Origin of the sequence: Pseudomonas sp. (genome assembly GCF_033723075.1) — a bacterium.
Lineage (GTDB): Bacteria > Pseudomonadota > Gammaproteobacteria > Pseudomonadales > Pseudomonadaceae > Aquipseudomonas.
In genome coordinates this window covers 17606-30949 of sequence record NZ_JAWVXU010000024.1, presented here as the reverse complement: position 1 = coordinate 30949, position 13344 = coordinate 17606, and the positions used below count along the sequence as shown (strand labels likewise).

General features: G+C 62.3%; 13 protein-coding genes. 3 read left to right on the top strand and 10 right to left on the bottom strand.

Features of this window, described 5'->3' with window-relative positions; genetic code table 11:
• Positions 1-79: 79 nt before the first annotated feature.
• Positions 80-1105, top strand: a complete 1026-nt coding sequence (gene tsaD / locus R3355_RS21340; RefSeq protein ID WP_318963072.1) for a tRNA (adenosine(37)-N6)-threonylcarbamoyltransferase complex transferase subunit TsaD — start codon at positions 80-82, stop codon at positions 1103-1105.
• A 7-nt stretch (positions 1106-1112) separates the two neighbouring features.
• Here the strand turns inward: tsaD and plsY are convergent, their stop codons facing one another.
• Positions 1113-1682 (bottom strand): glycerol-3-phosphate 1-O-acyltransferase PlsY, encoded by a 570-nt coding sequence (gene plsY / locus R3355_RS21335; protein ID WP_318951265.1) that lies wholly within the window; start codon positions 1680-1682, stop codon positions 1113-1115.
• A gap of 230 nt (positions 1683-1912) precedes the next feature.
• Here plsY and folB point away from each other — a divergent pair, with 230 nt between their 5' ends.
• Positions 1913-2269, top strand: coding sequence for a dihydroneopterin aldolase (folB, locus tag R3355_RS21330; protein ID WP_318951266.1), 357 nt, complete (start codon positions 1913-1915; stop codon positions 2267-2269).
• On the top strand, positions 2260-2799 hold the full coding sequence (folK, locus tag R3355_RS21325) for a 2-amino-4-hydroxy-6-hydroxymethyldihydropteridine diphosphokinase (RefSeq protein WP_318963071.1): 540 nt from the start codon (positions 2260-2262) through the stop codon (positions 2797-2799). Before folB ends, folK begins: the two co-directional genes overlap by 10 nt.
• Before the next feature lie 15 nt (positions 2800-2814).
• On the opposite strand, the gene R3355_RS21320 is transcribed toward folK, so the two are convergent.
• From R3355_RS21320 to pdxA, 9 genes are all read right to left on the bottom strand, one after another.
• Positions 2815-4071: a multifunctional CCA addition/repair protein gene (locus tag R3355_RS21320; RefSeq protein ID WP_318963070.1), complete on the bottom strand. Its 1257-nt coding sequence runs from the start codon at positions 4069-4071 to the stop codon at positions 2815-2817.
• 516 nt (positions 4072-4587) lie between these two features.
• Positions 4588-6141 (bottom strand): SpoVR family protein, encoded by a 1554-nt coding sequence (locus R3355_RS21315; protein WP_318949724.1) that lies wholly within the window; start codon positions 6139-6141, stop codon positions 4588-4590.
• A 23-nt stretch (positions 6142-6164) separates the two neighbouring features.
• Positions 6165-7436, bottom strand: coding sequence for a YeaH/YhbH family protein (locus tag R3355_RS21310; RefSeq protein ID WP_318963068.1), 1272 nt, complete (start codon positions 7434-7436; stop codon positions 6165-6167).
• Positions 7437-7541: 105 nt separating this feature from the next.
• Complete coding sequence (locus R3355_RS21305) at positions 7542-9464, bottom strand: PrkA family serine protein kinase (RefSeq protein WP_318949721.1); 1923 nt, start codon at positions 9462-9464, stop codon at positions 7542-7544.
• Between the two features lie 283 nt (positions 9465-9747).
• Positions 9748-10077, bottom strand: coding sequence for a thiosulfate sulfurtransferase GlpE (gene glpE / locus R3355_RS21300; protein WP_318963067.1), 330 nt, complete (start codon positions 10075-10077; stop codon positions 9748-9750).
• Entirely contained in the window at positions 10074-10898 is an 825-nt protein-coding gene (locus tag R3355_RS21295) for a symmetrical bis(5'-nucleosyl)-tetraphosphatase (protein WP_318963066.1), read from the bottom strand. Before R3355_RS21295 ends, glpE begins: the two co-directional genes overlap by 4 nt.
• Entirely contained in the window at positions 10898-11278 is a 381-nt protein-coding gene (apaG, locus tag R3355_RS21290) for a Co2+/Mg2+ efflux protein ApaG (protein WP_318963065.1), read from the bottom strand. Before apaG ends, R3355_RS21295 begins: the two co-directional genes overlap by 1 nt.
• Positions 11279-11424: 146 nt before the next feature.
• Positions 11425-12225, bottom strand: coding sequence for a 16S rRNA (adenine(1518)-N(6)/adenine(1519)-N(6))-dimethyltransferase RsmA (rsmA, locus tag R3355_RS21285; protein WP_318963064.1), 801 nt, complete (start codon positions 12223-12225; stop codon positions 11425-11427).
• A 122-nt stretch (positions 12226-12347) separates the two neighbouring features.
• A complete protein-coding gene (gene pdxA / locus R3355_RS21280) occupies positions 12348-13340 on the bottom strand; it encodes a 4-hydroxythreonine-4-phosphate dehydrogenase PdxA (protein ID WP_318963062.1) in 993 nt (330 codons plus the stop codon).
• Between the last annotated feature and the right edge of the window lie 4 nt (positions 13341-13344).

Sequence of the window (13344 nt, the reverse complement as noted above, 5' to 3'; positions counted from 1 at the left end):
AGGACTGGTCTGAGTCCGCCAGCGCCGATTATCATGCGCGCCTTCTGGCGTTTAGCCCCTCAATATCAAGGCGTTGCCCATGCTGGTACTGGGATTGGAAACTTCCTGCGATGAGACAGGTGTCGCACTCTATCACAGCGAGCGTGGCCTGCTGGCCGATGCCTTGTTCAGTCAGATCGAGCAGCACCGTATTTACGGCGGTGTGGTGCCCGAGCTGGCCTCGCGCGATCACGTCAAACGCATGCTGCCGTTGATCCGCGAGGTATTGGCCGAAGCCAAATGCGTGCCGGGCGATATCCAGGCCGTTGCCTATACCGCCGGCCCGGGGCTGGTTGGAGCGCTGCTGGTAGGCGCCTCCTGTGCCCAGGCGCTGGCTTTCGCCTGGGGCATTCCGGCGCTTGGCGTGCACCATATGGAAGGCCACTTGCTGGCCCCGATGCTGGAAGAAAATCCGCCGGCTTTTCCGTTCGTCGCTTTGTTGGTCTCCGGTGGTCATACCCAGCTGGTGAGGGTCGATGGCATCGGTCGTTACCAGCTGCTCGGCGAGTCACTCGATGATGCCGCCGGCGAAGCCTTCGACAAGACCGCCAAGCTCATGGGCCTGCAATACCCGGGCGGGCCGGAAATCGCGCGACTGGCCGAGAAGGGTACGCCGGGGCGCTTTACTTTTCCGCGGCCGATGACCGATCGGCCGGGACTGGATTTCAGTTTCAGCGGTTTGAAGACCTTTACCCTCAATACCTGGCAGCAGCGTCGCGCCGCCGGCGATGATGGCGAGCAGACCCGTTGTGATGTCGCCCTGGCGTTCCAGCAGGCGGTGGTCGAGACCCTGACCATCAAGTGCCGGCGGGCGCTCAAGCAGACCGGGCTCAACTCCCTGGTGATCGCCGGCGGCGTCAGCGCAAACAAGGCGCTGCGTCTGGGGCTGGAAAAAATGCTCACCGAGTTCAAGGGGCAGGTGTTCTACGCCCGTCCGGCGTTCTGCACCGACAACGGCGCGATGATCGCCTATGCCGGTTGCCAGCGCCTCAAGGCCGGGCAGCATGAGGAGCTGAACATCAAGGTGCAGGCGCGCTGGCCGATGGAGGCGTTGCCGGCGATCTAGCGGTTACTTAAAAATGCCGCTCTCGGCCGTCGAACAGGTCGCGGAGATTGCTGCGGTGCCGCCAGACGATCAGACCGGTCACTGCGCTCATCGGCAGCAGTGCTTCGGGTTGTTGCCAGGCCAGCAGTGGCAGACTCAGCGGGGTGGCGATCAGTGCGGCCAACGAGCTGGTGCGGGTCAGGTTGAAGCTCAGTAGCCAGGCGCAGATGGCCAGCAGTGCAGCCGGCGGGTAAAGCCCCAGCAGCATGCCGGCGGCAGTGGCCACGCCTTTACCGCCATGGAAGCGAAAGTACAGCGGGTATAGATGGCCGATGACGGCTGCGAGGCCCAGCCAGGCTTGTTGTTGCAGGCTCAAGCCAAGCAGGGCTCCGGCCAGGACCGGGAGCAGGCCTTTGAACAGGTCGCCGAGCAGGGTCAGGCCGGCCAGGCGTTTGCCGGCGACCCGCAGCATATTGGTAGCGCCGGGGTTGCCGGAGCCACTGATGCGCGGATCCGGTCCACCCGCCTTGCGGCTGAGTAGAATGGCGAAGGACAGTGAGCCGAGCAGGTAGGCGAGGATCGTCAGCAGCCAAAACATGGTAGCCATTCCGCGGTGAAGGAATGGCTGGATTCTAGCAGGCAGTTGAAAAAGGTAGCGAGTGCAGTACCGCGATGGCGTGCGGGGCTGGCCCGATAAGGCAAAAGCGCGGTGTAGGCGTCGCAAATGAGCATTTAAAGCTGATTTCAACGCCGTATAGTCGTGCACAGTAGGTGTTACTCGGTCAGTCAGCGATATGCTGCGGCTTTGGCGTGTTGTGGAGAGAGTGCTTGGACACAGTGTTTATTGAAGGTCTGGAAGTCGATACGGTAATCGGCGCCTACGACTGGGAGCGCACCATTCGCCAGTGCTTGCGCCTGGATCTGTGCCTGGGTTGGGACAACCGCCCGGCAGCGACTGGCGATGACCTGAGCAAGGCGCTCGATTACGCGGCGGTGTCGGCGCGAGTCCAGGCCTTTGCCAGCGAAGCGCAGTTCATTCTGGTGGAAACCTTTGCCGAGCGGCTGGCCGCGGTGCTGATGAGCGAGTTCCAGATTCCCTGGCTGCGCCTCAGGTTGACCAAGCCCGGTGCAGTACCGGCCGCGATTGGCGGTGTTGGCGTGGAGATCGAGCGCGGATGTCGCTAACTCCCGTTGTGCTTGGCCTGGGCAGCAATATCGAGCGTGAGGCGCATTTGCAGGCCGGGCTCGACGCGCTGGCCGCCATGCTGGGCGACATGCGCTGTTCGCCAGTGTTTGAAAGCCAGGCGGTGGGCATCAAGAGTGGACCCTTCTTCAACCTGGTGGTGGTGGGCTATAGCGAGCTGCCGTTGGGTGAGCTGGATCGCCGGCTGAAATTCATCGAGGCGGACAACGGTCGTTATGCGCCCGAGCGCAAGGGCCTGCCGCTGGATATCGATGTCCTGCTGTATGGCGATCAGGTCGGTAATTTCGACGGGTTGGTGCTGCCGCGGGCAGAAATCCTGAAAAACGCCTTTGTGCTCTGGCCGTTGGCGCTGCTGCTGCCGGATCGCCTGCACCCAGCAGAGCAGCGCAGCTTTGCCGTGCTGTGGCAGGCGGCGCAGATCGAGCAGCAACTCTGTCCTGTGCCATTCCAGTGGCGCGGAAGCGAACTGACGCCGGCCGATCTGCTCGCGGCATTCCCCAGGTCTGCCTAGCGACCTGGCGAGTCGCTAGGGCTCGTTGCGCGCATCCTCGGCGGCCGGCGCAAGGCTCGCCTTGTAGGCCTTGAGCGCCTTGAGGCGCTCGCGCCTGAGCGCCTCACCCAGCTCGGGGCCTTGCAAGCCCTGCTCCAGCAGCGGCTGCACCGCCACTGTGCGGGCCGCCTGCATGGCGCCGCGCAGGTAATCGGCTTGCGGGTAGTCGCGTTGTTCCAGGCCGTCCCGTCCACGGGCATCCATCTCGCAGGCAGCGATGAACGCCTCGAAGCGCTGCGGGCGGCGAAACACATCGAAGTGCTGCAGCAGCTCCAGCAGGGTCGAGGCTTTCAGCTCCAGGGCGCGGTGGCCGTGGGTGTGGTATTCGCCGACCAGCAGGGCCAGTTCCTGGCAGTCTTTCGGCGCCTTGCTGCGCGAGTTGATCGCCCGGATCAGCTTCAGTCCGCGTCGCTCATGGGCGATATGCCGGGGCCAGTCGGCCGTCGGCGTCAGGCCTTTGCCGACATCATGCAGCAGGCAGGCCCAGCGCACCGCCAGCGGCTGCCGGTGTTCGGCGCACTGACGCAGCACGCTGAGTACGTGCACGCCGGTATCGATTTCCGGGTGATGGGCGGGTGGCTGTGGCACGCCGAACAGGGCGTCGACTTCCGGTAGCAGCGCCTTGAGTGCGCCGCAGTCACGCAGGACCTGGATAAACACGTCGGGGCGAGACTCGAGCAGGGCGCGGGAGATTTCCTTCCAGCTGCGTTCGGCCGTCAGCGCCGAGAGCTCGCCGGAGTCGCTCAGTTGCTGCATCAGCGCCAGGGTCTCGGGCGCCACGCGAAAACCCAGTGGTGCATAGCGCGCGGCGAAGCGGGCGACCCGCAGGACGCGCAACGGGTCTTCGGCGAAGGCCGGGGAGACATGCCGTAGCAGCTTGGCTTCGAGGTCGCGTTGGCCGCCATAGGGGTCGATCAGGCGGCCCTGTTCGTCCTCGGCCATGGCGTTGACGGTGAGGTCGCGGCGGATCAGGTCCTCTTCGAGGGTGACGTCCGGGCTGGCGTAGAAGGTGAAGCCGCCGTAGCCACGCCCGCTCTTGCGCTCGGTGCGCGCCAGGGCATACTCCTCGCCGGTTTGCGGGTGCAGGAACACCGGAAAGTCTGCGCCCACCGGGCGATAGCCCTGTTCCAGCATCTGTTCGGCGCTGGCGCCGACCACCACCCAGTCAACCTCTGTGACTTCGCGGCCAAGCAGGCGATCACGCACTGCACCGCCGACTTTGTAGATCTGCATGTCTGCTCCTCTGTAGGCGGCACAGCATAACGGCTGGAGGGCCTGAGAGGCTGTGAAAAAACTCTCGCCTACGGCGACCGCCCCCTGGTGCCCGCTACGGCGCTCGATATTTTCACAACCTCTGAGCGGCCATGGCTTGAGACTGTGGGCAATCGAGAGTCCAGGTCACGGTTCGCGGCCAGGGCCCCTCCTGCGCTGCGCTGGTGCTCTTGTGGGGGCGGACTTGGCTGCGAGCATTTGACGGGCCCGGCGGGGCGCCGTGCCTACAGCTCTGTGGTGCTCAGGAGGGAGGGGGCTTGTCCGCGGATGGAGAGCGCGTCGTTCACTTCAGCAGAGTGAACGGCATTACGTAAAAGGCTCGCGCTGCAGTAGCTGGATAAGCCTTGGCGCAATCCGGGGAAATCTGGCGCCAACAAGCCGCTCCCGGATTGCATCCGGGCTACGTCCTTGTCACCCTGCCTGGCGCAAACGCCATTGCTCACGTCATCCAGGCTAATGGGGGAATGGGCAGCGCGATCAGATCGGTGGAATGACCAGGTCGAGCCGGGGGTAGTCGCTGTCGTGATCGCTTTCGCCCTTGGGCGGTACATGCTGGGTGTCGATCAATTTGTCGCCCTGCAGGGTTTCCAGGTGAATGTCGAAGCCCCACAGGCGGTGCAGGTGCTTGAGCACTTCGTCGGTGGAGTTGCCCAGGGGTTTGCGGTCGTGCTGCTGGTGACGCAGGGTCAGTGAGCGGTCACCGCGGCGGTCGATGCTCCAGATCTGGATGTTGGGCTCGCGATTGCCCAGGTTGTACTGGGCGGCCAGGGTTTCGCGGATGTTCTGGTAGCCGGGTTCGTCATGGATGGCCGGGACCAGCAATTCATCCTTCTGATCGTCATCGAGAATACTGAACAGCTTGAGGTCGCGGATCACCTTGGGTGACAGGTACTGCAGGATGAAGCTCTCATCCTTGAAGCTGCTCATGGCGAACTTGAGGGTCGTCAGCCAGTCGCTGCCGGCGATATCGGGGAACCAGTGCTTGTCCTCTTCGGTGGGCTCTTCGCAGATCCGGCGGATGTCGCGGTACATGGCGAAACCCAGGGTGTAGGGGTTGATGCCGCTGTAGTAGGGGCTGTCGAAGGGCGGCTGGTAGATCACGCTGGTGTGCGACTGGAGGAACTCGATCATGAAGCCGTCGGTGACCAGGCCCTCGTCATACAGGTCGTTCATCAGGGTGTAATGCCAGAAGCAGGCCCAGCCTTCGTTCATCACCTGGGTCTGGCGCTGCGGATAGAAGTACTGGGCGATCTTGCGCACGATGCGGATCACTTCACGCTGCCAGGGTTCGAGCAGGGGGGCATGTTTCTCCAGGAAGTACAGGATGTTTTCCTGGGGTTCCAGGGGGAAGCGCTTGTTGTCTTCCTCACCGCGCTTGCCGGCGCCCTTGGGAATGGTGCGCCAGAGGTCGTTGATCTGTTTCTGCAGATGCTCTTCGCGCTCCTTCTGCCGACGCCGCTCCTCTTCGGCGGAAATCGGGTAGGGGCGCTTGTAGCGGTCGACCCCGTAGTTCATCAGGGCATGGCAGGAGTCGAGCAGGTCTTCCACCGCATCGATGCCATGGCGTTCCTCGCACTGCATGATGTACTGCTTGGCGAACACCAGGTAGTCGACGATCGAGCTGGCGTCGGTCCAGGTGCGGAACAGGTAGTTGCCCTTGAAGAAGCTGTTGTGGCCGTAGCAGGCATGGGCGATCACCAGTGCCTGCATGCACATGGTGTTCTCTTCCATCAGGTAGGCGATGCAGGGATCGGAGTTGATCACGATCTCGTAGGCCAGGCCCATCTGCCCGCGTTTGTAATTCTTCTCGGTGCTGAGGAACTGTTTGCCATAGGACCAGTGGTGATAACCCAATGGCATGCCCACCGAGGCATAGGCGTCCATCATCTGTTCGGCGGTGATCACTTCGATCTGATTGGGGTAGGTGTCCAGCGCATAGCGTTCGGCGAGTCGGCTGATTTCGCGGTCGTAGGCACGCACCAGCTCGAAGGTCCACTCCGAGCCGGTGGAGATCGGTTGGCGTTTCTTCACGGGTACGCTGCTGTCATGCGCTGTCATGTCACAAGCCTCCGCTGGAACAGTTCGCGGAACACGGGGTAGATATCGCCTGCCGACACCAGTTGCTGCTGGGCGAAGGTGTCGTCAAAGGCTTCGCTGACCTGTTCGTACTCGAACCACAGCGCCTGGTGCTCGCGCGGGGTGATCTCGACGTAGGTGAAGTACTGCACGAACGGCATGATCTGCTTGATCAATATATCCCGGCAAATCGGTGAATCGTCATTCCAGTTGTCGCCATCCGACGCCTGGGCACCATAGATATTCCATTCGTTGGTGGGATAGCGCTCGGCCATGATCTCCTGCATCAGTTTGAGCGCGCTGGAGACGATGGTGCCGCCGGTCTCGCGGGAATAGAAGAACTCCTCCTCGTCCACCTCCTTGGCGCTGGTGTGGTGGCGGATGAACACTACGTCGATCTTGTCGTAGTTACGCTTGAGGAACAGGTACAGCAGGATGAAAAAGCGCTTGGCGATGTCCTTGGTGGCCTGGGTCATGGAGCCCGACACGTCCATCAGGCAGAACATCACCGCTTTCGAGCTGGGATTGGGGTGCTTGACCAGCAGGTTGTATTTGAGGTCGAAGGTGTCGAGGAAGGGCACGCGTTTTATCCGGGCCAGGAGCTTGCCGATTTCCGCTTCAAGCGCCTGAATGTCGCCGAAGTTGTCCGGCTCTTCGCGCTTCAGTCGCTCCAGTTCGACCTGCGCCTCTTTCAGCTTGGTGCGGCTGCTGCCGGACAGGGCGATACGCCGGGCGTGGGCCGAGCGCAGGGTGCGCACGATGTTGATCCGCGACGGATTGCCTTCGTTGCTGATGCCGGCGCGCACGGTCTTGAAGGTGTCGGCACCGGTCAGGTGGCGTTTCACCAGGTTGGGCAGTTCGAGATCCTCGAACATGAAGTCGAGAAATTCTTCCTGGGTGATCTGGAAGACGAACTCATCCATGCCTTCGCCGCTATTGCTGGCCTTGCCACCGCCTCGGCCGCCACCGCCGCCAGGCGGCCGCGGAATGCGCTCGCCGGCAGTGAATTCCTTGTTGCCCGGATGGACGATGGTCTGCTTGCCGCCGCGGCCGTGGTGAAATATCGGCTCGTCGATGTCGCGACCGGGAATGCTGATCTGTTCGCCATGCTCCATATCGGTAATGGAACGGCGGCTCACCGCCTCTTCGACGGCTTTCTTGATGTGGTCACGGTAACGCCGCAAGAAGCGCTGACGGTTAACCGTGCTCTTGTTCTTGCCGTTCAGACGTCGGTCGATCACATGGCTCATGGGGCCCCTCCGAGGAGCTGCAAGCCACAAGCCACAAGCTGCAACTGCAACCCTGTCCCGCGGTCGCTGTTGTTTGCAGCCTGAAGCTTGTCGCTTATGGCTGCCTTACTGCGATTTACGAACCCGCAGATACCATTCGGACAGCAGGCGTACCTGCTTGTCGGTGTAGCCGCGCTCGACCATGCGAGTGACGAAGTCGTTGTGTTTCTGTTGATCCTCCTTGCTCGCCTTGGCGTTGAAACTGATGACCGGCAGCAGATCCTCGGTGTTGGAGAACATTTTCTTCTCGATCACCACGCGCAACTTCTCGTAGCTGAGCCAGGTCGGGTTCTTGCCGTTGTTGTTGGCGCGGGCGCGCAGCACGAAGTTGACGATCTCGTTGCGGAAGTCCTTCGGGTTGCTGATGCCGGCCGGTTTCTCGATCTTCTCCAGTTCCTCGTTGAGCGCAACGCGGTTGAGGATTTCACCGGTTTCCGGATCGCGGTATTCCTGGTCCTGAATCCAGAAGTCGGCGTAGAGCACGTAACGGTCGAAGATGTTCTGCCCGTATTCGCTGTAGGACTCCAGGTAGGCGGTCTGGATTTCCTTGCCGATGAACTCGATGTAGCGCGGCGCCAGGTACTCCTTGATGAAGCGCAGGTAGCGCTCGCGGGTTTCTGCGGGGAACTGTTCCTGTTCGATCTGCTGCTCCAGCACATAGAGCAGGTGCACCGGGTTGGCGGCGATCTCGTGCGGGTCGAAGTTGAACACCTTGGACAGGATCTTGAAGGCGAAGCGGGTCGACAGGCCGTTCATGCCCTCGTCGACACCGGCATTGTCGCGGTACTCCTGGATCGACTTGGCCTTGGGGTCGGTGTCCTTGAGGTTTTCACCGTCATAGACGCGCATCTTCGAGTAGATGTTCGAGTTTTCCGGCTCCTTCAGGCGGCTCAATACGGAGAACTGGGCGAGCATCTTAAGGGTGTCCGGCGCACAGTGGGCCTTGGCCAGGGAACTGTTGGTGAGGAGTTTTTCGTAGATCTTGATTTCGTCGGTGACGCGCAGGCAGTAGGGCACCTTGACGATGTAGATGCGGTCGATGAACGCCTCGTTGTTCTTGTTGTTGCGGAAATTGTGCCATTCCGACTCGTTGGAGTGGGCCAGCAGGATGCCGCTGTAGGGAATCGCCCCCAGCCCCTCGGTGCTGTTGTAGTTGCCTTCCTGGGTGGCGGTCAGCAGTGGGTGCAGCACCTTGATCGGTGCCTTGAACATCTCGACGAATTCCATCAGCCCCTGGTTGGCTCGGCACAAGGCACCGGAATAGCTGTAGGCGTCGGCGTCGTTCTGCGGAAACTCCTCGAGTTTGCGGATATCCACCTTGCCGACCAGCGCGGAGATGTCCTGGTTGTTCTCGTCACCCGGTTCGGTCTTGGCGATGGCGATCTGGTTGAGGATCGAGGGGTACAGTTTGATCACGCGGAACTGACTGATGTCGCCACCGAACTCGGTCAGGCGCTTGGTCGCCCAGGGCGACATGATGCTGCTCAGGTAGCGCTGCGGAATGCCGTATTCCTCTTCGAGGATGGCGCCGTCCTCATCGACGTTGAACAGCCCGAGCGGCGATTCGAACACCGGCGAGCCCTTGATGGCATAGAAGGGCACCTTTTCCATCAGGTGCTTGAGCTTTTCCGCCAACGACGATTTACCGCCGCCAACCGGGCCGAGCAGGTAGAGGATCTGCTTCTTCTCTTCCAGGCCCTGGGCGGCATGGCGGAAGTAGGAGACGATCTGGTCGATGCATTCTTCCATGCCGTGGAAGTCGGCGAAGGCCGGATAGCGGCGGATCACCTTGTTGGAGAAGATCCGCGACAGCCGTGAGTTGCTTGAGGTATCGAGCAATTCAGGCTCGCCAATCGCCAGCAGCAGACGCTCTGCAGCCGTGGCGTAGGCGCTGCGATCCTGTTTGCACAGTTCGAGATATTCCTGCAGGGAGTATTCCTCCTGCCGGGTAGCCTCGAAACGTTGCTGGAAGTGGCTGAATATGCTCATAACTTCACCTCGCTCGATGCTTGGAGCCGCCGTGGCATCGGTCGTGCGGGTGCGGGTGATCGGCTGACACATCAGCCTAGGAAAATCCCCCAGAACACCTAAAGGTCTTACCGATGGCCCGGATGCCGGCTGGCCGGCTCTACCTTAGTTTTGGATGGCCTGAGCTAAAGGATAGTTCGGAATCGGCAAGGTCAAGTGGCCACGAACGATATCTGGATATTACCGCTGCTTAGGGGCGGGCGGTAGCCCAGTGTTGGCGTGGTCTTGAGGGGTGAATAAATTTTTATTCGTCGGGCGTTTGCGCCGTTTCTTCCGGGAAGGTCGCGCGCCACAGTTCGAAGCCGCCATCCAGGCTGTACACCGCGCTGAAGCCTTGGCCGACCAGGTAGGCAGCGGCACTCTGGCTGGAGTTGCCGTGGTAGCAGCTGACGATCAGCGGCAGGTCGAGATCGGCCTTGGCGATGAAGTCATGCAGCGAGTGATTGTCCAGGTGTTGCGAGCCTTTGATATGGCCGGCGGCAAAGCTCTGCGGATCGCGGATGTCGACCACGACGGCGCCTTGCTGGCGCAGAGTTTGAGCCGCGGATGGGGGGATACGGGTGAACTCGCTCATGTATGCACCTCACTGCAGTCACAGCGGTGGCGTTCGCCGCTGTCGATATTCAATAGGGTCAGGGCTCCACCCCACACGCAACCGGTGTCCAGGGCGAACAGGCCGGGTTCATCGCAGCGACCTTCCAGAGCCGCCCAGTGGCCGAAGATGATCTTCTGCCCACGGGTCTTGCGCTGTTTGTAGCTGAACCAGGGCGCATAACCAGGTGGCGAGCTGCTGACGCCTTCCTTGCTTTTCAGGTCCAGGGTGCCATCGGCCGTGCAGAAGCGCATGCGTGTGAAGTAGTTGGTGATCACCCGCAGGCGGGTCACACCATGCAGATCCTTGTCCCACTTGGCCGGCTCGTTGCCGTACATGCCATCGAGGAACAGTGGAAAGCGCGCGTCGTCGAGCAGGGCTTCCTCGACCTCGGCCGCGCGCCTGAGGGCTTTGGACAGCGACCATTGCGGCGGGATGCCGGCATGCACCAGGACGATGTCGCGTTCGGCATCATAATGCAGCAGCTTCTGCCGCCGCAGCCAGTCGAGCAGGTCGGCGCGATCCGGCGCGTCGAGAATCTCCTGCAGGGTGTCGCTCTTCTTCAGCCGTTCGATATTGGACGCGACGGCCAGCAGGTGCAGGTCATGGTTGCCCAGCACGCAGGTCAGCGCATCACGCATCTGATAGAGAAAGCGCAGGGTGGCGAGCGATTCCGGGCCGCGGTTGACCAGGTCGCCAACCAGCCATAGACGATCTATGGCGGGGTCGAAGGCGACCCGCTGCAGCAGGCATTGCAGGGGTTTCAGGCAGCCTTGCAGGTCGCCGACGGCATAAGTCGCCATCAGTGCAGCGAGCCTGGTACCGCCAGGCGGAACGGTGCGATAAAGGCATCGAACTGCTTGCCGTCTTCGGCGAGCATCTGGTAACTGCCCTGCATGGTGCCGACGCGGGTGGCCATGACGGTGCCGCTGCTGTAGGTGTGGCGCTCGCCGACCGCGATCAGCGGTTGCTGGCCGACCACGCCAGCGCCACGCACCTCCTGCACGTGGCCGTCGCCATCGGTGATGAGCCAGTGACGAGACAGCAGTTTGGCCGGCAACTGACCCTGGTTGACGATGGTCACGTTGTAGGCGAAGGCGAAGCGGTTCTGCTCCGGCTGCGACTGTTCCGGCAGGTAACGGGTGGTGACGCTGACGTCGACCTGGTAACGGGGATCTGACATGGACAAAACCTGCTTGATAGCTGCTGCTCTGGAAATTGCGGCGTTACGAATGGGCCGGGACATAGTGTCTCGAAAGGCTCATTCACACCTCGTAAGCTCGTCTCGAGCATCCTTCGCAGTCGTTGCGATGAGCCAGTTTAACTGGCTCAAACAGCGTTGGGTTGTTCGGCCAGCCGATCGGCCAGGCGTACGAAGGCCGCCAGATCCAGCTGTTCGGGGCGCAGGCTGCCATCGACGCCAGCCGCTTCAATTTCCTCTGCGGTCAACAGGGCCTTGAGCGTGTTGCGCAGGGTCTTGCGGCGCTGGTTGAAGGCTTCGCGCACCACGTTCTCGAGCAGGCGGTGGTCCTTGGCCGGATGGGGCAACACCTCGTGCGGCACCAGGCGCACGATAGCCGAGTCGACCTTGGGCGGCGGATTGAACGCACCGGGGCCGACATTGAACAGATGCTCCACCCGGCAGTGGTACTGCACCATGATCGACAACCGGCCCCAGTCCTTGCCGCCCGGGCCTGCCGCCAGACGCTCGACCACTTCCTTCTGCAGCATGAAATGCATGTCGCGGATCAATGCGGCGTTGTTCAGCAGGTGGAAAATCAGCGGGGTGGAGATGTTGTACGGCAGGTTGCCGACCACGCGCAGGCTATGGGGCGCGGGGTCGAGGCTGCTGAAGTCGAACTTCAGGGCGTCGCCTTGATGCAGCTGAAAGCGCGGCTCGGCGGCAAACTTGGCATTGAGGATCGGGATCAGGTCGCGGTCCAGTTCGATCACGTCGAGCTGCGCGCCGCTGTCGAGCAGGCCTTCGGTGAGGGCGCCCTGGCCCGGGCCGATTTCCAGCACGCGTTCGCCTTCACGGGCATGGATGGCGCGCAGGATGCGGTGAATGACCCCGGCGTCGTGCAGGAAGTTTTGGCCGAAACGCTTGCGCGCGCGGTGGTGGTCTGACATCTGGGGCAGCTCCAAGCCTCAAGCTGCAAGCATCAAGCAAGCGCTGAAAGCATTAATGCAAAGACGCGCAGCTTACCAGTTGCGCCCGGGAACGGCACCCCGCCTGGCGTGCAGCTTGCCGCTCAGTGCTGGCTGTCCGCCATCTGATAGGCGGTGTCCAGGGCGACCTGCAGGCTGCCCGTGTCGATTTTGCCGCTGCCGGCCAGGTCTAGGGCCGTGCCATGGTCGACCGAGGTGCGGATGATCGGCAGGCCCAGGGTGATATTGACCGCGGCGCCAAAGCCCTTGAATTTGAGTACCGGCAGGCCCTGGTCGTGGTACATCGCCAGCACGGCGTCGCAGTGCTCGAGGTGCTTGGGGGTGAACAGGGTGTCGGCTGGCAGTGGGCCGACCAGGTCGATGCCTTCTCCGCGCAATTGCTCGAGGGTCGGTTCGATGATCTCGATCTCCTCGCGCCCGAGGTGGCCGCCTTCGCCGGCGTGCGGGTTGAGACCGCAGACCAGGATGCGTGGCCGGGGGATGCCGAATTTAGTGCGCAGGTCATGGTCGAGGATGCGGCTGACCCGGGTCAGGCGTTCGGCGGTGATGGCGGCGGCGACATCCTTGAGCGGCAGGTGGGTGGTCACCAGGGCCACGCGCAGACCGTGGGTCGCGAGCATCATCACCACCTGTTCGCTATGGGTCAGTTCGGCGAGAAACTCGGTGTGGCCGGAGAAGGGGATGCCGGCTTGGTTGATCACGCCCTTGTGCACCGGTGCGGTGATCATGCCGGCGAAATCCCCGTCGAGGCAGCCCTGGCCGGCGCGGGTAAGGGTTTCCAGCACGTAGCCGGCATTGACCGGGTTCAGTTGGCCGGGCTGCACGGCTGCCGTCAGCGGTGTGTCCCAGACGAACAGACTGCCGGCCGGCGCGGGAGCGCTCGGCCAGTTGCCGGGGCCGACCTCGATCAGCTGAATGTCCAGGTTCAGGCCCTGAGCGCGTTCGGCGAGCAGGTCGTGGCTGGCGATGGCGATCAGCGCATGGGGCTGGGCCTGGCGGGCGAGCAGCAGGCACAGGTCGGGGCCGATGCCCGCCGGCTCGCCGGGGGTCAGTGCGAAGAGGTGTTGTGCAGTCATGGGC